Consider the following 24,037-nt stretch of genomic DNA (forward strand, 5'->3'; position numbering starts at 1 on the left):
TAGCCTCATGACTTTTATTGTTCAAGATAAAAGTAATTATTATTTATATAATGATAATCATTATTGTTTGTTTGATTTAAAAAAGTTAATATTGCAATTTGGTGTGCCTAAAAACCTATTGAAAACAAGCTTAAAGTAGACATAACAATGCTCTCTCGATTTTTTATTTATCACCCCATTTTTGTATCTGTGATTGCCATCACTATTCTTATTTTTGGTTTTTTTTCTATTCGTGCAATGCCCGTTGAGCGTTATCCAAACTTAGCTCCTCCAAGTGTCACAGTGGTTGCTAATTACCGAGGTGCGTCTGCTGAAACTGTTGAAGAAAGCGTAACGCAGATTTTAGAACAACAAATTAAAGGGCTAGATAACTTACTTTATTTCACATCAAATAGTGAATCTTCAGGAACGGCCAGTATTGATATTCATTTTAAAATTGGTACAGATATTGATAAGGCACAACTGCAAGTACAAAACCGCATTAACAGTGCATTAAACCGTCTCCCCGAGCAAGTACAACGGCAAGGGGTAAATATTTGGAAAACCACAGGTGATATGTTGTTAATTGTGGGGCTATACGATGAGACAGGTAAAGCCAGCAATATCGAATTATCGGACTATATGGTTAATCACTTTGAACAGCCTCTCTCGCAACTGCAAGGGATTGGTGACGTTGATGTATTTGGTTCAAGTTATGCCATGCGTATTTGGTTAAATCCAAATCAGCTTAGAAATTATCAACTTATGCCGAGTGATATTGAAAAGGCACTTGAAGACTATAATACCCAAATTGCTGCAGGTTCCATTGGTGCCATGCCTTCGGCTTCTGATCAGAATATTTATGCCAAAGTCACTGCGGGTTCTCGGCTAAAAACAGTCAACGATTTTAAATCGGTTGTGGTTAAAGCGAATGTAGATGGTAGTCTGGTTTATTTAAAAGATGTGGCGAGAGTCGAGTTAGGTGCTGAAAACTATGAAAGTATTAATACGCTAAATGGCTACCCTTCTGCTGGTTTGGGCATTTCACTCAGTCCTGATGCGAATGCGATTGAAACCTCTAGTCTAATTAAAGCAAAAATTGAACAGCTCAAGCAGCACCTACCCGCTGGATATAAAGTGGTTTATCCGCGGGACAATACGCCGTTTATTGAAGAGTCGATTAAACAAGTCATTATTACTTTGCTTGAAGCAGTAGTTTTGGTCGTCATTGTCATGTATCTCTTTTTACAAAATTGGCGCGCTACACTTATTCCCACCATTACTGTACCTATTGTGATTTGCGGTACCTTTGTTGTGTTGTATTTGACGGGTATGAGTATTAACACTCTTACCCTGTTTGCACTGGTTCTAGCAATCGGATTATTGGTCGATGACACGATTGTCGTGGTTGAAAATGTTGAACGGCTTATGCATGAACAACAATTAAGTGTTCGGGATGCATGTTTAGCATCGATGCGAGAAATTAGCGGTGCATTGATGGGTATTACCTTGGTACTAACCGCCGTATTTATCCCTATGGCTGTTTTTAGTGGTTCAACGGGCATGATTTACCGCCAGTTTTCAATCACCCTAGCGGCTGCGATGTTGTTATCTTTATTGGTAGCCATGATTATTACGCCAGCTTTGTGTGCAGTCTTATTAAAAAAACAAACTCAAAAACCTAAATGGGGACAAAAACTTGAGACTTTGCTTGAAAAAGTTAAAGGTGGTTTTAGTTTTTTAGCAACAAGTTTAATCAAATTTAAAGCATTTTCATGTCTTGTGGTGTTAGCTTTAGTCGCTGTTTTAATCATTATTTATCGTAGTTTACCGACGAGCTTTATTCCAAATGAAGATCAAGGTTTGTTGGCTGTGCCTTATAGTTTGCATAACAGTGCGTCTATGAGCCAAACACAAGAAGTAGGTAAACTGGTCAATAACTATTTCTTTGAACATGAAGCTAAAAATATTAATACCGTCCTAGTAGTTAATGGACAAAACTTTTCAGGGAGCGGTCCAAATTTAGGCATGGCGTTTGTTTCCTTAAAACATTGGAATGAACGTAAAGGTGAAGCTAATACTGCAAGTGCTATACGTGAGCGTGCGCAAAATTACTTGCAAAAAAACTTACCAGCCAAAGTTATGGTGGGTATGCCTGCAAGTGTTTCTGGTTTGGGCCAATCTGATGCCTTAGAACTTTGGCTCAGAGATGTAAATGGTCAAGGACGCAATGAACTCATTAAACAATATAAAGCTTTAGAAAAAGAATCTCACAATTATCCTGCGTTTGAAAATTTAAGTCCGCTTGTAGATGAAAATAAGGCTGAAGTTTTTATTCAACTCGATCAGAATAAAGCCAAGATATTAGGGATTGATCAACAAGCGATTCGTTCAACTTTATCGACTGCTTGGGGTGGAAACTATGTGGGTGATTTTGTTGAAAGAGGCAAAATTAAACGAATCATTATGCAAGGTGATGCTGAATTTCGCTCTAAACCTGAAGATTTAGCTTATTGGCATGTCCGTAATAATACAGGTGGAATGCTTTCTCTTGCACATTTTGGTCAAAGTGAGTGGATTGGTGGCCCAGAAACCTTAACGCGATTTATGGGGCTTGCTGCCATACAACTTGAAGCAAATGTCAGTTCTGGCTTTAGTTCAGGTCAGGCAATGCAACAGTTAAGTGATATGGTGAGCAAACAATCTGGTGTAGATGTCGCATGGAGTGGCCTCTCTTTACAAGAGCAGCAATCGAGCCAGCAAGCCTTACTTTTATACATTATCTCTATTTTATTTATTTTCTTATGTTTAGCCGCTTTATATGAAAGCTGGAAAGTACCTCTTATTATTTTACTAGGACTTCCGCTAGGCATTACGGGAACTATTGTATTTGCTCAAATTTTTAACTTACCAAACGATGTGTATTTCCAAATCGCGTTACTAACGGGTATTGGTTTGTCTTGTAAAAACGCGATTTTAATTGTGGAGTTCGCAACTAAAGCCATAAAACAAGGTAAAGGCTATGTTACTGCCGCATGTGAGGCTTTAGCTCTACGCTTACGTCCAATTTTAATGACCTCGCTGGCTTTTGGTGCGGGTGTTATTCCCCTTGTTGTTGCCACAGGTGCTGGTGCAGTGAGTCGCCATGAAATTGGTATGAGTGTATTTGGTAGTGTGATTATTGGAACCGTACTAGTCCCTGTATTTACGGTGTTTTTCTTTGTCTTGGTACATAGTTTACCGACGTTGCAATGGTCGCTTAGACGGGTTTTGTTTAGACGTATATCTAAATATAGAAAAGATCATTCCTCTTTATAGAACAAAAAAAGCAGATCAATGATCTGCTTTTTTATTGTTTAAATTTAAGCGACTAGTTTCTCAATCCATACTTCTAATGTAGGTTGTTCTGCCAAATCTTCAAAGCTTACCTGAGCGCCATAAGCCTGCCATTTACCCACTAAAGTCATTAAGCGAACTGAATCAAGCCCAAGCATGAGCAGATCATCATTTAACTGAATGTCCGAAGCTGGAATCTGTAGTTGCTCACTTACCGCTTGAACAATCCCTGCTTGGGTTAATGGCGAGACTGTTTGTTCTAGTTCCCAAGCACGAGTCACTTGTTGAGTTGTCATGACTTGAGCGCAACGTGTACTTGCATATTTTAAAGCCATATCGTGTTCTTCACGACTAAAGTCAGCGAGAGCATCACCACATAAAAATGGTTGTATATTGAGCATAAATGCTTCTGCTGCACTCATGAGACAGCCAATATGGGCATAAACACCACAAATAATAAGTTGATCACGGCCTGACTCGCGCATAAGTTGTTCAAGCGGTGAAAACTTAAATGCGCTATAACGCCATTTTGTTAAAACGGTATCATTTTTCTGAGGTGAGATTTCCGGCAAAATCTGAGTAATATACGGATCGTCTTTTAAACCAGTTCCCCAAAAATCGGTCAATAATTGACGATGTTCAGGCGTCTGATTACCGGGCTGTGCAGTATAAACCACTGGAATATTAAATTTACGTGCGGTTTCAATCAGTTCTTTGGTATTTTTAATGAGCTCTGGAATAGGCGCTTGAGTTTGATCATAAAAGTCTAAAAAATACTGCTGCATGTCATGGACCAATAACACGGCGCGATTGGTATGTAACTGCCAATGGGTTTTATTAGGTGTAAATTCGTGGGCTTGAGGCATGCTATAACTGGTAATTTTGGGAATACTCATCAAATTTTTCCTTTTTTATCTTTAAGCAAGAACATTGGTTTTAGTTTCAAGTTGTTGACGTAGTGTTTTTTTGTCGATTTTTCCAAAGGCTGTATATGGAAACTGCTCGATAAATTCGACACGATCGGGAATTTTGTAGGTAGCAAGCCCATAGTCTTTCAGATGTTGACGAACTGACATAGCAAGGCGAATTGGGCTTGGATCATCGTTTTTTGATTGCCATGCAATAAAGGCACAGCTTTTTTCACCCATCATCTCATCAGGCATAGCAACCAGTGCTGCCAAGCGGATTTGTGGATGAGTTAATAAAACTTGCTCGACTTCTTCAGTTGCAATTTTTTCACCAGCACGATTGATTTGTTCTTTCGAACGTCCTTCGACAACAATGCAGCCATCTTCACGAATACGAACTAGGTCGCCTGTACGATAAAAACCATCTGGTGTAAAAGAACGAGCGTTGTGCTCTGACGCTTGGTAATAGCCGCGAATGGTATAAGGACCACGAGTGAGTAGATGCCCTACCTCTCCAGCGTCTACGGGTTGGTCATGATCATCCAATACCAAAATTTCATCATCTGGTGATATTTTTAAACCTTGAGTATGAATAATTTGTTCTTTTGACATACCAAAACGGGTGTAGTTAACCAGCCCTTCAGCCATTCCAAAGACCTGTTGCAAATTAACCGTAAACTCATCAATTAAACGTAAGGCAACAGCATCGGGTAAACGCGCGCCTCCGACTTGTAAACAACGTAGAGTCGATAATATTGGATCTTGATCTTTGGCTGCTTTGTCCATCCACGGTCGAACCAATGCAGGAACTAAACAAGCATCTGTCACACCGTGTTTTTTAATAAGTGGAAATGCAGTTTCAGGGCTTGGATCTGTACCTAAAACCACCGCGCCACCCGCATAAAAAATGCCTAAAGAACCAGCCGAGCTCATTGAAAAGTTATGTGCCGCAGGTAAAACCATGAGTAAGCGTGATGCCTGATTGAGTTGGCAAATTTTGGCACTCTCACGCACACTGTAGAGATAATCATCATGAGTACGTGGAATCAGTTTTGGAACACCTGTGCTACCCCCCGAAAGCTGTAAAAAAGCCACTTGATCTGCTGTAGTTGGCGAGATTGCTTCTGCTAGAATTTCTGTTTCTTTTAATAGGTTTTCGATGGCAACAAAATTACCAGCATCACCAAGTACAAATACATGCTCTAAGCAAGGTGCTGTTTGCTGAAGCTTTTCGGCAAGCTCTCGGTAATCAAATTTTTGGGCGCCAAAATCTGCGCAGAAATAAGCTTTAGCTTGCGTCTGTTTAAAAAAGCTACTGAGTTCGGCATATCGATGGGCAGGTAAAGACATGATAGGTAAAGCACCTAATCGAATCAGTGCAAAAAATAGAATATAGAACTGATAGCGGTTTGGCATTTGTACGACGGCTTTATCGCCCGCACGTAAGCCATATTGATATAAATGGTTGGCACAACAATCAACTAGGTTGTCAAATTCTTCATAGCTAACAGCTTTATCACCATCATAAATTGCAATATTTTTCGCATACTTTTGAGCACTTTCACGCAAGAAATCACTCAAGTTTTGTCCAAGCCAATAACCTTTTTTACGGTAAACCTCAGCAAATTCAGCTGGATATGGCACAGCGCCAACTAAATAATTCTTAGTTGTCATTTATTTATTCCTTATCGTGGTAATTGGTCTGGTGAAATGTGCAAGCCATCAAGTACAGTACGGAACTTTGCAGCAGTTTCGGCATGTTCAGCTTGTGGACGTGAGGCTTCCACAATTCCGGCACCGGCAAATAAACGGGCAATATTTTGATAAATACGAGCACAGCGAACAGTCACCGACCATTCACCGTTACCTTCGGCATCGGCCCAACCCATGGTTCCAGCGAATAGTTCACGGTTAAATGGTTCAAGTTGATGAATCAAATTTTTTGCTACAAAGCTTGGCTCACCACAAATTGCAGGTGTCGGATGTAGACGTTCAATTAAGTCAAAAACATGAGTATCGGCTTGCTTAAGCTCACCCGTAATGTGTGAGGCCAAGTGCCAAAGACGTTTGGTGCGAATAAGTGAAGGGTGTTTGGGCACATGCAGTTGCTTGCAGAAAGGTGTGAGTTCATCAGCAATCATTTCGATGACAAGAGCATGCTCATGTTGATCTTTTTGTGAAGCAAGTAATGCTCTGGCGTTATTTTGGTCAATAATCGGATCATCATCGCGTGCTAATGTGCCCGCAACAGGTTTACTCCAGATTTTATTATTTTGCTTTGCAATTAAAAGTTCAGGACTTGCACCAACAAACCAACCTTCGCTTTGAGGGTGTCTTGCGACTGCATAGTTATATCCTTCAGGATTATGCTTGGCCAAGTTATAAAATACATCTGAGACTGGAAGATTCTCTTCAAATTCAAGTTGTAAAATACGAGCAAGTACTGCTTTATCTAGCTTTTGTGCCCGCATTTGTTGTACTAAATATTCAACCTGCTGTTTATAGTGTTCACCTGAAGGTAAATAATCGGCCTGCTTTAAGATTAAGTTATCAAGATTAATATCAGTTTGTGAAAATAAAGCTTTCTGGTAAACCTTGGCATCTTGCATCAGCATTAAATTGACATCTGCCGATGAACTAAATGGCAACCCACCCATAACCTTGGCATCGCTATAACCATCTGCAATTGCTTGTTGTAATTGTAGACGGGCTTCGTTTAGCCACTCTTTTAGCTGAGTGTCTTTTGTAACCTCAATATCTTTAAGTTTTTGATGACTCGATATGATGTATTCAGGAGTCGTAAATATAAAACCAGCGTTATCAGTGCAATTTAAAACTTCTTTTGCGAGTGTAATTCTGCTTTCAGTAAAATTTTCTCGTTGGATAAAATACGGATGCTGTACCGACATCTCGCAACTCCTTATAAAATTATTTTGTTGTGATGAATTAATATTTAAACGCCTAATGTGGCTCCCCCATCGACCACAATTTCTTGCATAGTAATTTGTGCTGCTTGGTCTGAAAGTAAAAAGCTAACGGTATTAGCAATATCTTCAGGCTGAGCAAGTTTTCTAAGTGGAATACCAGTACGGTACTGGTTTAAGTCACCATCAATAACAGCAGGTGGAGGTGAATTATCTGTCCAAAGCTGCTGCTGCATTTGAGTGAGCGTAGAGCCTGGTGAAACAATATTGAGCCTGACTTGGTGAGGTGCGATTTCAAGTGCAAGATTACGGCAGTAATGGCTCAGTGCAGCTTTACTCGTTGCATACATGCCAAGTTGTATACGTGGCATACGCGAACTGTTCGAGCTAATCGTGACAATGCTTCCCTGCTTTTTTTCACAAAAATGTTTAGCAAGTTGTTGACTAATCGCAATGGGTGCCATGACATTTACAGCAAAAAGTGTTTGCCAGTCTTCTGTTTTTGCTTCAAGCATCGAACGCATAATCAAAACGCCCGCCGCATTCACTAAACCTGTAATGTTGTGCTTTTCCAAAAGCTCCGCAATCAAATTTTGAGTAGTTTGTTGCTGTGTAATGTCTTGTGAAATTCCTTGCCAACGTGATATTTCATAGTTTTCTAGCTTTTGAATGATTTCCCATTGTTCTGGGTTTTCCTGTTGGTCAATACCAATCACTTGATACCCTTGCTGCAATAATTTTTTTGCAATAGCAGCTCCAATACCTCTTGCAGCACCTGTGACTACGATGGTAGAGCTCATGTTTTACTCCAGTTTGACTCGAATAGTAAATTCCGCCACATAATTGCAAATAATTATCATTATTATCAAGTGCGATAAATATCAAACATAAGATTACAATCTAAATCAAGTTATTTATTAACCAAGAAACCAACTTATTTCATTGATTTTTAATAAATTTAATAAAACCCGTCTTTTTTTATTGATTATAATGATAATTGTTTTCATTTACTAATGATAATCATTTTGTTAATTTGACCGCGCTTTCTTGTCGAGATGGACTCAAAATGAAGCCATTTTCTCATCCCTTACATCCCCTATTTCAACAACTCAATGTTGGGAGTGAGGTCTGGTGGAATACCGTTAAAAAAATAGGTAGTCCGCTAGTTAACCTACAAAAAAATAAAGCGCTATGTACCTTTGTTTGGCGTAGTCCTGAGCCTAAAGAAAGTATCTTTGTCTATATTGATATTTATTCACAAAGCCCTTCTATCTATCAAAAGTGGAATCGTTTTAGCCGTATAGCTGGGACAGATGTGCATTTTTTTGAAATAGAGCTGCCTCTAGCTTGGGCTGGTAGTTATGTTGTAGTTACGGCTAGTGAAGAAGCGCCAGAAACAGATTGCGCGTCCACACGCCGCTCATGGTGGCAAACACAGCTTAAACAAAATGCTCAAATTGATCCTTTAAGCCACCAAGCAGTTTATACAGGACATTTAGCGCGTTATATCAATCAGATTCAACTCGAGAACACAAAATCTTTAATAAGCGATTGCCCAATTACAAAGACATTTCAATGGTCAAGTCGCTTATGCCAACAGGACTATTTAGTTGACATTTTTATTAGTCATCAATTGGTTCAAGAAGTCTTGCCACTCGTCATATTGCTTGATGGCCAAATATGGAGTCGAGAGCTTTCAATTCTGCCCGAAATTCAACATTTAACTATTTCAAACAAGATTCGCCCAGCAGTTTATGTTTTTGTTCATAGTTTAAATAGTCAACAACGCCAACAAGATTATGGTTGTCATGATTCGTTTAGTCAGGCATTGGTTAATGAACTCATTGAAATACTTATAAAAGAACATTCTTTTATTTCTAAAACAGACATTACGTTATGTGGTCAAAGTTTAGGTGGTGTATGTGCTTTACATAGTACTTTGTTGTTCCCGACCATTTTTACTTCCCTGATTTTGCAATCTGGATCTTATTGGTGGTCAGATTTTTCAAACAGTATTTTAGGGCAAAAACACAAAGGTAATCTTTTAGAACTGCTTCAAAACGTATCTCATCAATTATCAAAAACAACTCGAATTTATATCAGTGCTGGCACGTATGAAACCGATATGCGGGACGATGCCCTTCAGCTTTATCAACAATTGCAATCATTCAATCAAGTAAGTTTTCACAGTTTTTCAGGCGGACATGATGCTGTGAACTGGCGTACCGACTTGCTTAAGGCATTGCAACAAACTCTTTCACTATAACCATTTGTTTCATCAAGGATAACAATATCATGAGCAACTTACAGGAAAATTATATCAATCCTTTCGATAACGAAAGTTTGTCTTTTCAGGTTTTAAAAAATCAACAAGGTGAGTTCAGTTTATGGCCTGCTCAACATCAGGTGCCATCGGGGTGGGATATTCAGCATGGACCAGATACACGAGCTTCATGTATTGCATATGTAGAAAAGCACTGGCTTGCAATTAACCCCTTTCAACAAGCGTAAAGGAGTATTGTCATGAATCAGGCATTAAATAATGAATTTACTCCGGACCTTTCTCAACCAGCTCGTTTTGAATTGGCATCTACTCAGCTCGGCATTTTCCTTGCCGATCATTTAAGTTCAATTGAAGATTTATATACCATTGCGCATTGTTTGGAACTACCAAAAACTGTCGATATCCCAACGTTTAAAAAAGCGATACAGATCGGCTTAAATGAAGCCGACACGGTTATTGCTTCATATTCATCTGACCCGTCTCAACCGTTTATTGAGCTTAATAACCTAGTTCAGTTTCAAATTGAAGAATTTGATTTTTGTCATTTAACGCCTAAAAAAGCTCAGCAACGTTTATGGGACTGGATGCCATCAGATCGTCAATGTGCTAAATCACTTAAAGCTGGTGAATCTCAACTGTTTCGTCAGGTGTTATTTACGACGCATGATAAAGTGTATTGGTATCAACGTTATCACCACATCATGCTTGATGGTTTTAGCATGATTAACCTAACCAAACGTATTGTTGAACTCTATCAACAATTACAAGAAGAAAAAGATCTTTCGTCTTCTCCGTTCATTGGCGTCAATGATGTTATTTCTGAGCGTCAGGCTTATGAAAATAGCCATCAATTTAAAATAGACCAAGCTTTCTGGAAGGCATATTGTGAAGATTTACCAAGTCCTGTCACTTTAAGTACTCATCATTTAGCGGCAAAAACCACAGCGACATTTATTAAGCATCAGCTGCGTTTTTCGACAGGAATTTTAGCCCTGATACAACAGATTGCTTCAAATCTTAAAGTTGGTTTGAATGACATGATGATGTCATTGTCATTACAATATATTTACAAAATGACCGACAAAGCAGAATTGGTTGTCGGTATCCCATTTATGCGCCGTTTAGGTTCAAAAGCAATTCGCTCGACTTTACCCGCAGTAAATGTCTTACCGGTAAAGTTCAGTGTGAGTGAAAAAGACAGCTGGATGAGCTCAGCGCTGCATGTACAAACTCAGCTGCAACAGATACGTCCACATCAAAAATATGATGCTGAACAGATTTTAAGAGATTTAAATAGTATCGACATTTATGAACGAATGTACGGCCCTATTTTGAACTATAAAGCTTTTGACCAAGATTTAGTGTTAGATGGTGAAAAGGTCAAAACACACCACATTTCTACAGGACCAATTGATGATTTTGAGTTTTCTTTTATTGTTCAAGACCAAGAGCTGATTATAGAACTGCGTGCAGATGCAGAGCGCTATACACAAGATGAGCTCTTTATGCATGGGCAACGTTTAACTCTATTGCTTGAACAAGCGCTGATTCAACCAGAACAACAATGGAATAGTTTTAATATTACCCCACAGCATGAACTTGCTACCCTTACGCAAAGTGGTATCGGTCCACGTGTTAGCCATCCTGAACAATATAATAATGTTCTAGATATTTTTTATGAACAAGTTAAAAAGTATCCCGAACGTAAGGCAATCGTGAGTGGCGAACGTCCAAACCTTGTGCATCTGAGTTTTGCTGAGCTTGCAGTACAAGTGAATCAACTCACTCGTTTTTTACAAGAAAATGGAGCCAAAAAGCAAACTGTCATTGCTGGCGCTATTCCTCGTTCGATTGATTCAGTTGTGGTGATGTTATCTGTACTAAACTCTGGTGCGAGTTTCTTGCCTCTCGATTTAGATTACCCAATCGATCGTATGCAAATGATGTGTGAAGATGCCAACCCATTATTTGTATTAACTACTCAAGCACTTGCACAGCAACTACCACAAAACATTCAGCAGTTATATCTTGATCATGAAGATGTTCAAACACACATTCGAAAGCAAGATGCGAGTGATATAGCTGCCGAAAATCGTAAATTTAATTTCCAAGACGTCGCTTATATAATTTTTACCTCAGGTAGTACTGGTCGTCCTAAAGGGGTAATGAACACACATGGTTCTTTACTCAACCTCATTTTGTCGCATAAGCCAACCATTTATTGGCCTGTATTAGAAGCTGTAAATGAGCGATTCCCTGAGCGTCCGTTACGTGCAGCGCATACACACTCGTTCTCGTTTGACTCATCTTGGTTGCAAGTTTTCTGGATGTTATGGGGCCAAGAGCTACATATTTTTGATGAAAACATGCGTCGAGATGCATTTGGTCTAGTGCAAGAAATTCAGCAGCGACAAATTGATACACTTGATTTACCGCCATCTTTTTGCGCGCAAATGATGACGAATGGTTTATTTGCTGAAAATCAGCATCATCCAAGTCTTATTTTGATTGGTGGTGAAGCTGCACCGTTAGCTTTATGGCAACAGCTTAATGCTCAGCCAGCGCTTTTTGCTCATAACTTATATGGCCCAACAGAATATACGGTTGATACTTTCCGAGCAGAATTAAAACAGACCGCTCGCCCTGTCATTGGTAACCCGATTGGTAATACACAGGCCTATGTACTAGATCGCCACTTGCAACGATGCCCGACTGGGGTTATTGGTGAGCTTTATATTTCTGGCTTTGGTATTGCCAATGGTTATTTAGGTCGCGCTGACTTAAGTGCTGCCCGCTTTGTAGCGAATCCATTTGAACATGGGCAGCGCATGTACCGTACGGGTGATTTAGTTCGCTGGAATAGCGCGGGTAAACTTGAATTTATGGGGCGCTGTGATGACCAGATCAAAATTCGTGGTTATCGAGTTGAGATCGGTGAAGTTGAAAATGCGCTTTCGATTTTAGCCAATGTTGAAAGCGCAGTAGTCATTGCAGAACCGATTAATAATAGTCATCGTTTACTCGGTTATTGTGTGGTTAAAGACATTGAACTTGATGAAAAAACCAGTGAGCAATTAAGTCAGCAATATTTAAGTCAGTTACGTCAAAACTTACCTGAATATATGGTGCCTTCTGCCCTGACTGTTATGTCCGAATTTCCACGAAATGTAAGCGGAAAAGTGGATAAAAAAGCACTACCAAAGCCTCAAATTCGTACCCGTAGCCGAATGGCCGAAACACCTGAGCAACAGCTTTTATGCAAAATTACTGCATCTGTTCTTAAGCTTGACGCAATTGGAGTTGATGACGACTTCTTTATGACAGGTGGCGATAGTATTTCGGCCATTATGCTTTGTACTCAATTGCGCCAACGTGGTTATGGTTTAAGACCAAGTGATGTATTCCAATTTAAAACAGTGGCCGCTATGGCACCACAACTCACCCGTTTAGATGAGCAACAAGCGGCTATTTCAAAACCGTTATTTTCAGCGGACCTAGAACAAAAAGTTCAAGAAAAATATGGAAAAAATAGCACCATTTTACCTTTGCTTCCTTTACAAAAAGGCATGCTGTTCTTATCTCAAGTAGAAAAACAATCGAATTATAATGCCTTTACTCGTCTTAGTTTAAATGGAGATATTGATCCGGTACGTTTACAGCAAGCGTTGATTACCGTATTAAAACGTCACCCTCAATTAGGTGGACATTTTGATAGTGAATTAGCTGAAGAACCTGTTTTTATCTATTCATTACATCCTACTCAAGCTTGGCCAGTTCAGTTTTGCTCAGTCACTCCCGATCTGCTTGAGCAAACCATTCAAGAAGCATTGCAGCAACCGATTCACCTTGACCAACCCTATGGCTTAATTCGGGCAACCTTAATTCAACATGCTCCAGAACAGTCAGAACTATTGATTATGGTGCATCATCTTTTAACAGATGGCTGGTCAACTCCACTATTTTTACAAGACTTTATTAAAGCCTATCAGCAGACTAACCAACAACTGCCAGTGCTTGAACATAGTTATGAAAAGGTAATTAAAACCTTATCTGGACGTGACCATGAAACATCAAAAGTAATTTGGCAACGTGATTTAGCAGATTTACAGCCACTTATTTTATTTAATCAAGCACAGCAAGCTGTACAGGAAACTTCATATCGTTTAAGTGCCGAGTTGGGTGCAAAACTTCAACATAAATTACGCCAACAAGGCATCACGCTCAATGTTTTCATGCAAATGATTTGGGCAATGACTTTAAATATTTATGCTCATCGTGAAGATATTGTGTTTGGTACACCTGTTTCTGGGCGTTCAGCACCTATTAATGGTTTAGAACAGCAAATCGGATTGTTTTTAAATACGATTCCAGTGCGTGTGAAGCTCAACATGCAGCAAACACTTTGGGAACAATTGGCTCAGTTACAACAATTACATGTTGAACATTTAGAGCATGATGGTTTGGGTCTGGGTGAAATTCAGCAATTAGTCGGACAAGGCAATCTTTTCGATAGTTTGCTAGTCGTAGAAAACTATCCTGATAACCAGTATTTACAGCAAAGACTTGGTAATGCTGCTATTTCCAAACTTACAAATCGCGGTTATAGCCATTATCCGCTTGCTTTGCTGGTTATTCCTGATCATCAAATTGAGCTATTACTCGAACAGCGTGGAGTAATTGAGCAGCCTGAACACTTCCTCGAGCGAATGGTTCAATTGATTGAAATTGCCTTAAATGAACCAGAGACTTCTCTAGGTCACTATCGCTTACAACTTGCTGGAGAGCGTGATTTAATCCAGAAAGTTAATCAAACTCAACATGAAGTTCATCCAACGACCTTACAGCAATTACTCAGAGAACAAGCTCGAAATACTCCCGACAAAACAGCGTTATGTGATGATCATCATCAGCTCAGTTTTAGTGACGTACGTTTTCAAGTTTGTGCTTTAGCTCAGCAATTGCAAAAAATGGGCGTGCAGGCTGGAGACATAGTTGCCGTTGCCCTGTCAAGATCAATCAAACTCAGTATTGCTATTTTAGCGGTGATTGAAGCAGGTGCAGCTTATTTACCTATTGATTTACAACATCCGTCCGAACGTATCAAATTTATGTTGCAGGATGCCAAATCTAAACTTGTGATTGGTGAACAAAAAGATCTAGCTGCTATTGCCCCTCCATCAATAGCTACCTTTGCTTTTAATGAATTGTTTGATGAAACGCAGGTTGATTTAAGTAGCTATAAAACGACAGTCATTACCCCACAGCATCCGGCATATTTAATCTATACGTCAGGTACAACAGGCCAACCAAAAGGTGTTATGGTTTCTCACCAAGCCATTGTGAACCGTATTTTATGGATGCAATCAGAGTATCCACTGTCAGCAACCGATACGATTTTGCAAAAAACGCCATGTACTTTTGATGTTTCGGTATGGGAGTTTTTCTGGTCATATTTAGTAGGTGCACGATTGGTTATGGCACCTGTGGATGCACACCGTGATCCATTGGCATTATTAAGCCTCATTCAAAAATACCAAGTAACAACATTACATTTTGTACCGTCAATGTTGGCTGTTTTTGAAAATGCTGCTACCGAAATTTTGTCATCTGCTCAGCGTCAAAGTTTGCCAATCCGCCGAGTATTTTGTAGTGGTGAGGCATTACCAACGGCTTTAGCAAAATCATTTACAGAGCACTTTAACTGTGAATTGCATAACTTATATGGCCCAACGGAAGCTGCAGTAGATGTGAGTTATATGGATGCAACGCTGGGATTACACCCAGAAGAAAGTAGCGTTGCGATTGGCTATCCAGTCTGGAATACCCAGCTTTATATTTTAGATCAATACTTACGCTGTGTTCCTGTTGGAGTGGACGGTGAGCTTTATTTGGCAGGCCATCAATTGGCCATGGGTTATTTGCATCGAGCGGACTTAACAGCAACGCGTTTTGTGGCAAATCCATTCGCAGCAGGTCAACGCATGTACCGTACTGGTGATATTGCCCGTTGGCATGCAGACGGCAGTATTCAATATGTAGGCCGTGCTGATGATCAGTTAAAAATACGTGGGCAACGCATTGAACTGGGTGAAATTGAACAACAATTATGCTTAATCAGCGGTCTTGATGTGATTGTACATCCTATTTCTTCTGAACAAAATAAAGCTGATGTTCAGTTGGTTGCTTACTTGCAAACAACAGCACCTGTGGATATTGAGAAGTTAAAGAAACAATTAGCGAAACAGCTTCCTGCATATATGGTGCCAACACACTATATGTTAGTCGAGCAATTTCCATTAAGTCATAATGGGAAGCTAGATCGTAAAGCACTGCCGCAACCAAAAATTAATCCTTCAAATACAGAAAAACAGTACGCCACCACTGCTTTTGAACACGAACTGACACGTATTTTCCAGCAAGTTTTAAATACAGATCAGAATATTGGTGTGAATGAAGATTTCTTTGCGATTGGTGGGCATTCCATTTTGGTGATGAGGCTTGCAATTGAGATCCGAAAAGTATTTAAGCGGACCATTCCAATTGGTCAGTTGATGAGTCATGTCACGATTCAACGTTTAGCGGCTTTACTTCTTACACAAAAACGTTTGGCAGAAGTTGAACAAACTGGCATGCAACCAATTTTACCCATCCGTTCTGGTTCTGGGCATCCATTGTTCTGTTTCTACCCAGGTTCTGGTTCGGCATGGCAATATACGGTGCTGAATCGTTATTTGCATTCCGACTTACCTATTATCGGTTTGCAGTCTCCTCGACCAGATGGCCTATTGGCAAATAGTACTGATATGGACGAACTGATTGAAAAACAACTTGAGATTATTCGCAGCCAACAACCAACAGGACCTTATACGTTACTAGGTTATTCACTTGGCGGTACAGTGGCTTATGCGGTTGCAGCGAAGCTCACTGAACAAGGTGAAAAAGTTGATTATCTCGGCTTATTGGACACTTACCCTGCTGAAATTCATCAGTGGTTAGATTTGTCGGTAGAGGAAATGAATGCTGAAGCTGAACAAGAACAGCTTCAATTCTTCAATGATATTTTAGCAGATGCAGATACGGCATTAAATGAAGAAACTCGCCGTTTACAAGAAGATATTTTTGCAAACTATCGTGATGCCGTCCGTTTATTAAAACCGTATAAGATGCCGAAGTTTAATGGTGAACTACACTTAGTTGTTGCTGAAAAAGACTTGCTGCCGTATATCCAACCAGAACAACAATGGTCGCCTTTAGTTAAAAAACTCAATATTGTTCGACTGAGTGAAGCGGACCATACCGATATATTGTCTCCGCAGCAGCTTGAAACACTTGGCCCGATTTTAAACCGCATGATTTGTCAGGCACGCGGTTTAGAGGAGCACACGCCATGAGTTTCAAATCTTTATTGACCGATTTTAGTCTTTTAAAACGTAATGCCCATTTCAGGCATGTATTTATTGCCCGCACATTGTCCTTGTTAACGATTGGCATGTTGGTCGTGGCTATTCCAAAACAAGTTTATGACATTACGGGTAGTTCGTTAAATGTTGCAGTTGCAATGGCTTTTGAAGGCATAGCCATGTTTATTGGCTTGTTACTTGGTGGTTTGCTGTCAGATCGCAAAGATCGAAAATCGCTGATTTTATTGGCACGTGGTGTGTGTGGTTTAGGCTTTGCTGGCCTCGCCATCAACGCCATGTTTGAGCAGCCTTCGCTCTATGCGATTTATTTTTTATCGGCATGGGATGGTTTCTTTGGTGCACTCGGTGTAACAGCAATGATGGCGATCATGCCTGTGATTGTAGGGCGCGAAAATATTGTACAAGCCCGTGCGATCAGTATGGTATCCGTACGTCTTGCAACCGTCATTTCACCAGCAATCGGCGGTATTTTAATTGCTGCTAGTGGTGTAGCAACTGTGTATTGGGTCTCAACGGTAGGTACTTTACTCACTGTGTTTTTATTAATGGGACTGCCTGCACTTAAACCACAACATGCATCAAATGGTGAGAGTCCTCTTCGCCAATTAGCTCAAGGGTTTAAGTTTGTTTTTAAAAATAAAGTGGTTGGTAGCACCATTTTAATTGGAACATTACTCAGTTTTAGCAGCGCTATTCGTATTATTTTTCCGCAAATGGCAGATGAAATTTTTCACGGCGGCGCATTTGAACTCGGACTTATGTATTCGGCCGTTCCGTTAGGCTCGACTTTAGGCGCCTTACTCAGTGGATGGACAACAAGGTTACTCAAACCCGGCTTAGTCATGCTCTATACGTGCTTAGGTGTTTTTAGTTGCATGATTATGATTGGACTCTCACCTTGGCTCATCGTGACTTTACCAATTTTATGTGTGTTTGGATATTTGATGTCGATTGCTAACTTGCTTCAATACAGTATTGTGCAAGGACATACACCTGATGAATATTTAGGGCGGATTAACGCCATTTGGCTTGCACAAGATGCGTTAGGCGATTCGATTGCCACTACAACTTTGGGTCTCTTAACTCGGTTTTTACCAATATCGGGAAGTATTCTCTTCTTTGGTATATTAAGCTTTGCCGTAGGGTTTATGTTCTTATTCAACTCTCAAGATATGCGTGAAACAGGCTTCCAAGATCCTAAATTACAAGAAAATTAAACCCTAAAATAAAAGAAGGCAATTCGTTGCCTTCTTTTATTTTAAGCAAAAATTCGTGCTTGAAAAACCCAAGTCATAATATGGTCTTGCTCTACGACCCAGCCACCTTGATATTGTTCTAAAAGTTGATAGCGTTGTTGAATTTCTGGCAAAAAAGTTAGTGTTAATGTGTGATTTTCAAAATTAATATCAACGATAGATGCTTCTAAGAAATCGATATATTGCTTTGCAGTGGGATAAACCGCTTTATATAGACTTTCTTTTACAGAGAAAATTAAACTCACATAGCGGGCAAAATCAAAAAACTCAGCCGTTTTATCTTTCCATAAATCGAACTCAGATAGCGTTAAAATAAGATGTGCACTCTCTTGAGCAAATTCTGAGGTCACCCAGTGCTCAATATCAATTCCCAAATAAACCGCATGGCTAGATAGCGCAACAATTAACTTATTTTGTGAATGACTAATGCTCCCCAAAACATGAGTTGGCCAGATGGGCAAAGGTTCATGCATAGAGGTTATTGGCTGATCTAAACCGAAATGATGATTTAAAACAGCCTGAGCTAAGACCCTGCCACATAAGTACTCATTTTTACGTTCGACACGCGCTTGAGCAATTTTTAGGGGATGCTCTAATCGTTGGTGTATATGCAAATGCGTTGTTTGCGATAAATCTAGCCCATAACAAAATAGCTCTGATGTAAGAAAAATAGGACTCGAGATTTCATAAATTGATTTAATGATTTGTTCAGGAATGTATAGATAATGACTCACTGGATTCGACTTCAAAATAAATATTTTTAATGAGTTATCTTCTATCTTAACTTACTCACTTCAAATCTATAAATAATTATATTTATCATTTGATAATAATTATTATTTACTTATACTATTGGGTAAATTTTGACTTTAATTTACTTATAAACATCGATTATGAAACTTATAGGACTTTTTTTGACCCTGTTGGGAGCGGTCAGTATCTATTGTAGTCATAGCAACCAAAATCTGTTGTCTCAACATCTTCCTACTTTCTTTAAGTATTTGGGTCTAGTGCTATTAGGCATTGGATTTATTACGCTCTTTGCAAGCTTACCGAAAGTGGTTGCCGCTTTTTGCTGGTTCATGCTCATCATTTTTGCGTGGTCGTTTCTTCCTTTTATGGCTCTTTTTAAACGGAAACTGGTTTCATGAAAGCTAAAATTCAGTCTCCGATCCAGCCAGACTGGTGGAGTAAAACTTTTGCTGGTGGTGTTTTAGGTCTAAGTTTTTCTATCGCTATTGGTAATTTAATTGTTTTATTAGGCCAACCTTATGTTGCCATGGATTTATTGGTGCAAGTGGGTATGTGGAGTGTTCCTTGGGTTTGGATGCCGATTATGTTTGGCAGTTATTTTTTTACGTCTGGACGAAAAGCGCTTATCTATTTATTCATTGCTAATGCCGTAGCGTATAGCTGTATTTTTGTCTTACGGGGTTAAACATGAAAGTACGTTCAGACATCATGAAATTAGCAAAAAGCATGCATACTTGGGTGGGTGTATGTGCAGGTATTTTGCTTTTTATCTGTTTCTTTGCTGGTGGGCTCAGCATGTTTCAGCACCATATTAGTAAGTGGGCTACGCCAACACAGCAAGTATTACCGAAAGTCTCACCCAATCAATATAATGAACTCATTCAAAAATTACAGACTGTCTATCCTGCTGCACAAAAAAACTTCACACTAAATTTATCGTCGAATGAATTTCACTATGCACCCATTACGTGGAGTGAACATGAACGTGGAGATGGCTTTAATGCGGCTCAGTCTACGTGGATGGCAAGCTTAGATGATAAAGGTCAATTAATCGTTGCTCAAGAAAACTTATCTAAAGCAGGCTGGCTAATCGAACAGTTACATGAAACAGCAGGCATACCGGGCATGGCCGGCCATCACGGATTAGGTCTCTATGTGATGGGCGTGGTTTCAATTTTATATTTTCTTGCCCTGCTTTCAGGAGTGATCATACTTTTACCAACCTTGGTAAAGGATTACTTTGTCATTCGGCCCGGTAAAAATAAAAAGCGCTTTTGGTTAGATGCGCATAATGTGATTGGAATTACCAGTTTACCGTTTCACATCATTATTAGTATTAGCGTTATTGTCTTTGCTTTTCATGATTTTTTTTATGATGCGATTGGACAACTTGCCCTCAAAGGACAGCCAGTTTTTCAGCGTTCTCCCCCTGCGCTTATTCAACCTAAACAAACACAAATAGATGTGCAGCAAATATTAGCTCAAACAAAAAAAGTAGCACCTGAATATTCAGTTGACTATATTCAGTTCAGTAACCTCGATAAACCTGAAAAAGCCAATGCACGTATAGCCTTGTATAGTCCCGATCAGATGTTACGTGGAGCAAATCAAGACTTTATACGTATGAACCCCTACGCCGTTGAGCACTTTAATCATAAAGGCATTAACACACAGACTGATGCTGGGAATAAGTTAATCAACGCCATGTTTAGTCTACATTTTGGAAGTTTTGGTGGTACGGGCGTACGTTGGATTTATTTTGTGTTAGGCGTCGGTGGTGCTTTCTTGTTTTATACGGGCAATATTCTTTGGGTTGAAACCCGCGCACGTAAACAAAAGCGTGCTGAAGATCCAGTTCCTGTTCAACGTAAAGATGTAGTGTTCCTTGCGAACTTAACGATAGGTGCATGTTTAGGGTGTGTTTTAGCTATCGTAGGTACAATGTTAGCCAGTCGTTGGCTTTTCGCAGCATTCAATATGGAAAGCATAAATCACCTCTTTATGTATGGTTATTATGCGATTTTCCTACTGACTATGATTTACACCTTTGTGATTGGCTATGCAAAAGCTTTACCGCAACTGCTGTTAACCTTGGTTTTGGTGTTATTTGCGATTCCGCTTACCTCCCTTTTAGCCTACTTCATTCCCCAAAGTGGCCTATGGGTACATGGCGGAGAAATCTTAGTAGTTGATTTCTTAGCTATCATTTTTGCTTTCGCTTTCTGGCGTTTTTATCAACAAGCCCAAGATCGCCTAAAATCGGCTCCAGCTGGCAGTTTATGGGCTAGCTAACCACCATAAATCGACAAGACTGAAATAATGTGTGAAATATGAAAAATTATAAAATCCACATTGTTTCGGTCAGTTGTTTAATTTCTTGAATATCATGACTCACATAAATCATCGGAATTTTTATTTCCTCTTTTACTTTCTGAAAAAAAGGAATAATTTCAGCTTTATGATTCGCATCTAGTGCTGATAATGGCTCATCAAGTAGTAACAGCTTAGGTGAATATAACAATGCTCGCCCTAAGGCTACGCGCTGTTTTTCACCACCTGAAAGTTTGATGGGCATACGTTGTAATAAGTGCCCTAACTTTAATAATTCAATAATGTAGTCTGCTTCAAAGTGACGTTCTTGTTGGGATAGACGCTTAAGACCAAATAATAAGTTTTGCTTTACCGTTTTATGCGGAAAAAGCTGAGCATCTTGAAAAACCAATCCAATATGCCGCTTTTGGGTACTCAAGTTAATGTTCTGATCTGAATCAAACCATGTTTGGTCCTGTATCTTAATGAGTCCACTATGCGGTGTGTTCAACCCTGCAATGGCATGTAAAATTGATGTTTTACCTGACCCAGAGGCACCAAATAATCCAATAACAGCAGCATCTGACTGGAAACTAGGTTCAATATGAAATTGACTCATATGTAGCTGGAAATGGCAATCAATTAACATATTTCTACCGTCCTAAACGCTTTTTTTGATACCGATGAAACCACTGTGCAAACCATAGGGCTAAAAAAGCCACACTTAACGATAAAACAATAAGCCTTTGAATAGCAGCTTCTGTATCAGGTTGTTGCATTAGGCTATACATGGCCAAAGGCAAAGTACGCGTTTCATTTGAAATATTACCCACAAAGGTAATGGTCGCACCAAACTCACCTAAACTGCGGCAAAAACATAAAATAGCACCAATTAGAATACCACTGCTGGCAAGCGGCATCGTGACATGAAAAAATGCCCCTAAAGATGAGGCACCTAATGTCTTTGCTGCCATTTCTAAGCGCTGATCGACCAGTTCAATCGCTAGTCGAATCGATTGCACCAATAGCGGAAAACCCATTACTGCTGAAGCAAGAACGGCACCTTTCCAGTTAAATGCAAAATCAATTCCGAGCGGTGCCAAATATTGTCCAATAATGCCGCGGCTCCCAAAAACTTGTAATAACAAATAACCAGGAACGACCGGCGGTAGCACTAAAGGTAAAAACACCAATGTTTCAATGAATGACTTCCCCCAGAACTCTTTACGTGCCAAAAACCATCCCACACAAATTGCAGGAATAATACTGACGACAAGACAACTTGCTGCCACCTTACAAGAAAGTTGCAAAACGCTCAGTTCTTCTGGAGTTAAAGAAAACATCATGGCTTTGCTGGAGCCAACACGCTAAAACCATATTTTTTAAAAACAGCTTTGGCTTGATTGCTCTGTAAAAATTGATAGAACTTTGTTGAGCTTGGATTCTTTTTAATCAACCCTACAGGATAAATAATTGGTGAATGCGTATTTTCTGGAAATACACCAACTACTGTTACATCTTTACTAATCGCTGCATCAGTTGCATAGACAATGCCAACCTGACATTCACCTCGCGCAACAAAGTTTAATGCCGCTCGAACATCTTCTGTTTCAACTAACTTTGGCTCAATACGGCTCCACCAACCTAGGTTAGTAAAAGCTTGTTTAGCATATTTGCCTACAGGCACACTTTTGGTATCCCCTGTACAAATCTTGCCTTTAAACACTTTATTTGGATCGGTGGTTTTATCTAGTTTTACATTTAGTGACTGCCCTTTAGGGGTAATTAGAGCCAGACGGTTGCCTAATAGATTTATACGGTCATTTGTTGCAACTAATTTTTTATTTTGCAGATAATCCATCCACTGGGTATCTGCTGAAATAAATACATCCGCTGGTGCCCCAGCTTCAATTTGTTTCGCTAAGGTCGATGAGCCTGCATATGAAGTTTTAACTTCTACTTTATTTTGTTTTTCATAAATTTTTTCTAAATCGTTAATAGCATTGGTTAAGCTCGCTGCTGCATAAACGGTAACCGATTCAGCTTTGGCTGGAACATTAAAGACTAATCCTATGCTGAGCACCGAACAGACTAAAGCCAACTTTTTTATATTCGTATCACTTACCATTATGTTTACCTTTTTGTCGTTTTTTGCAGCGATATATACCCAAGAATATAGCGATAAGCATAGACGATGAAAAGTAGAAATTATTTATAAAGATGGATATTTTTTTCTAAGCAGTTAAAAATTATAGTTAAGCAAAAACTGATTCTCGCTTAAATTCTTTGATTTATAAAATATTTCTCATCTTATTTCTTTAAATAGCTACCCATAATTTGATAGTCCTGTTCTAAGGCTTGTCGAGCATTGATTTCCATTTGGCGGTAATGCTGTAAGACATTCTGGCCCAAAGCTGTAACGGCAGCCCCACCACCATGTGTTCCACCTGTTTGAGTTTCAACTAAAGCTGTTTCAAAACACTGGTTCATGGTGTCTACCAACTGCCACGCACGGCGGTAACTCATATTCATAGATTTTGCAGCTTGTGAGATCGAACCAGTTTTCTCAATTGCTTCAAGTAAGTCTGCCTTACCCGGTCCAAATGCAATGTTCTGCTCTAAAAGAATTCTAATCTGTAATTTTAAGTTTTTTTCTTTCATAGACTTAGTTCACAAAAGTTTATTTTATGCTCGTTAACATTATAGGGAAGTTTAACAAGCTAAGACATATACAAATTTAAATCTCGATTAGCTCTTAAAAATAGTCTTATTAAAAAATCAAAACTGCACAAAGTGGATAAAGATCTGGAAAAAACGGATAGAGGCCAAAGCCTAATCGCGGTTCAATCAGTTAAAAGCTGAATGA

The 24,037-nt window shown here is 39.4% G+C and carries 16 protein-coding genes and 1 pseudogene; 7 read left to right on the forward strand and 10 right to left on the reverse strand.

The features are described 5' to 3' along the window. The first annotated feature begins 147 nt into the window (after positions 1 to 147). The gene (locus ABFY81_RS01600; protein ID WP_347912880.1) at positions 148 to 3,297 is read left to right on the forward strand and encodes a multidrug efflux RND transporter permease subunit; all 3,150 of its coding nucleotides are present in this window, start codon (positions 148 to 150) and stop codon (positions 3,295 to 3,297) included. 44 nt (positions 3,298 to 3,341) lie between these two features. Here ABFY81_RS01600 and ABFY81_RS01605 read toward each other — a convergent pair whose 3' ends face one another. The 5 genes and pseudogenes from ABFY81_RS01605 to ABFY81_RS01625 all read right to left on the reverse strand — a co-directional run bounded on the left by ABFY81_RS01605 (position 3,342) and on the right by ABFY81_RS01625 (position 7,947). After that, entirely contained in the window at positions 3,342 to 3,611 is a 270-nt protein-coding gene (locus ABFY81_RS01605) for a phosphopantetheine-binding protein (protein WP_227501310.1), read from the reverse strand. After that, positions 3,594 to 4,211, reverse strand: a pseudogene (locus ABFY81_RS01610) (isochorismatase family protein); the annotation flags it as partial. The pseudogene ABFY81_RS01610 and the gene ABFY81_RS01605, both read right to left, overlap by 18 nt. A 21-nt stretch (positions 4,212 to 4,232) precedes the next feature. After that, on the reverse strand, positions 4,233 to 5,897 hold the full coding sequence (locus ABFY81_RS01615) for an AMP-binding protein (RefSeq protein WP_347912881.1): 1,665 nt from the start codon (positions 5,895 to 5,897) through the stop codon (positions 4,233 to 4,235). An 11-nt stretch (positions 5,898 to 5,908) separates the two neighbouring features. Then, complete coding sequence (locus tag ABFY81_RS01620; RefSeq protein ID WP_347912882.1) at positions 5,909 to 7,132, reverse strand: isochorismate synthase; 1,224 nt, start codon at positions 7,130 to 7,132, stop codon at positions 5,909 to 5,911. Positions 7,133 to 7,176: 44 nt separating this feature from the next. Continuing rightward, entirely contained in the window at positions 7,177 to 7,947 is a 771-nt protein-coding gene (locus tag ABFY81_RS01625; RefSeq protein ID WP_046812794.1) for an SDR family oxidoreductase, read from the reverse strand. Positions 7,948 to 8,213: 266 nt separating this feature from the next. Here ABFY81_RS01625 and fes point away from each other — a divergent pair, with 266 nt between their 5' ends. Genes fes through entS form a run of 4 tightly spaced genes read left to right on the forward strand, consistent with a single transcriptional unit; the run spans position 8,214 to position 18,069 of the window. Next, entirely contained in the window at positions 8,214 to 9,413 is a 1,200-nt protein-coding gene (gene fes, locus ABFY81_RS01630) for an enterochelin esterase (RefSeq protein ID WP_347912883.1), read from the forward strand. Between the two features lie 29 nt (positions 9,414 to 9,442). Then, positions 9,443 to 9,658 carry an MbtH family protein gene (locus tag ABFY81_RS01635; RefSeq protein WP_005305165.1) on the forward strand — a complete coding sequence of 72 codons (216 nt, stop codon included), beginning with the start codon at positions 9,443 to 9,445 and terminating at the stop codon, positions 9,656 to 9,658. Between the two features lie 12 nt (positions 9,659 to 9,670). Further along, the gene (locus ABFY81_RS01640; protein WP_347912884.1) at positions 9,671 to 16,822 is read left to right on the forward strand and encodes an amino acid adenylation domain-containing protein; all 7,152 of its coding nucleotides are present in this window, start codon (positions 9,671 to 9,673) and stop codon (positions 16,820 to 16,822) included. Further along, positions 16,819 to 18,069, forward strand: a complete 1,251-nt coding sequence (gene entS / locus ABFY81_RS01645; protein ID WP_347912886.1) for an enterobactin transporter EntS — start codon at positions 16,819 to 16,821, stop codon at positions 18,067 to 18,069. The genes ABFY81_RS01640 and entS overlap by 4 nt, the downstream gene beginning before the upstream one ends. A 41-nt stretch (positions 18,070 to 18,110) precedes the next feature. Here the strand turns inward: entS and ABFY81_RS01650 are convergent, their stop codons facing one another. Then, positions 18,111 to 18,842 carry a 4'-phosphopantetheinyl transferase superfamily protein gene (locus ABFY81_RS01650; protein WP_347912887.1) on the reverse strand — a complete coding sequence of 244 codons (732 nt, stop codon included), beginning with the start codon at positions 18,840 to 18,842 and terminating at the stop codon, positions 18,111 to 18,113. A gap of 413 nt (positions 18,843 to 19,255) precedes the next feature. Here ABFY81_RS01650 and ABFY81_RS01655 point away from each other — a divergent pair, with 413 nt between their 5' ends. Together ABFY81_RS01655 and ABFY81_RS01660 are read left to right on the forward strand one after the other, a co-directional pair. Beyond that, positions 19,256 to 19,546: a hypothetical protein gene (locus ABFY81_RS01655; RefSeq protein WP_151827315.1), complete on the forward strand. Its 291-nt coding sequence runs from the start codon at positions 19,256 to 19,258 to the stop codon at positions 19,544 to 19,546. Between the two features lie 2 nt (positions 19,547 to 19,548). After that, positions 19,549 to 21,153: a PepSY-associated TM helix domain-containing protein gene (locus tag ABFY81_RS01660; protein WP_347912888.1), complete on the forward strand. Its 1,605-nt coding sequence runs from the start codon at positions 19,549 to 19,551 to the stop codon at positions 21,151 to 21,153. 46 nt (positions 21,154 to 21,199) lie between these two features. Here the strand turns inward: ABFY81_RS01660 and ABFY81_RS01665 are convergent, their stop codons facing one another. From ABFY81_RS01665 to ABFY81_RS01680, 4 genes are all read right to left on the reverse strand, one after another. Then, entirely contained in the window at positions 21,200 to 21,820 is a 621-nt protein-coding gene (locus ABFY81_RS01665; protein WP_347912889.1) for an ATP-binding cassette domain-containing protein, read from the reverse strand. Positions 21,821 to 21,824: 4 nt separating this feature from the next. Then, a complete protein-coding gene (modB, locus tag ABFY81_RS01670) occupies positions 21,825 to 22,517 on the reverse strand; it encodes a molybdate ABC transporter permease subunit (protein ID WP_347912890.1) in 693 nt (230 codons plus the stop codon). Continuing rightward, the gene (modA, locus tag ABFY81_RS01675) at positions 22,514 to 23,299 is read right to left on the reverse strand and encodes a molybdate ABC transporter substrate-binding protein (RefSeq protein WP_347912891.1); all 786 of its coding nucleotides are present in this window, start codon (positions 23,297 to 23,299) and stop codon (positions 22,514 to 22,516) included. The genes modB and modA overlap by 4 nt, the downstream gene beginning before the upstream one ends. 182 nt (positions 23,300 to 23,481) lie before the next feature. Beyond that, on the reverse strand, positions 23,482 to 23,832 hold the full coding sequence (locus ABFY81_RS01680; RefSeq protein WP_347912892.1) for a LysR family transcriptional regulator: 351 nt from the start codon (positions 23,830 to 23,832) through the stop codon (positions 23,482 to 23,484). Positions 23,833 to 24,037: the final 205 nt, after the last annotated feature.

Source organism: Acinetobacter sp. WA-87, from assembly GCF_039938935.1.
GTDB classification, from domain to species: domain Bacteria; phylum Pseudomonadota; class Gammaproteobacteria; order Pseudomonadales; family Moraxellaceae; genus Acinetobacter; species Acinetobacter seifertii.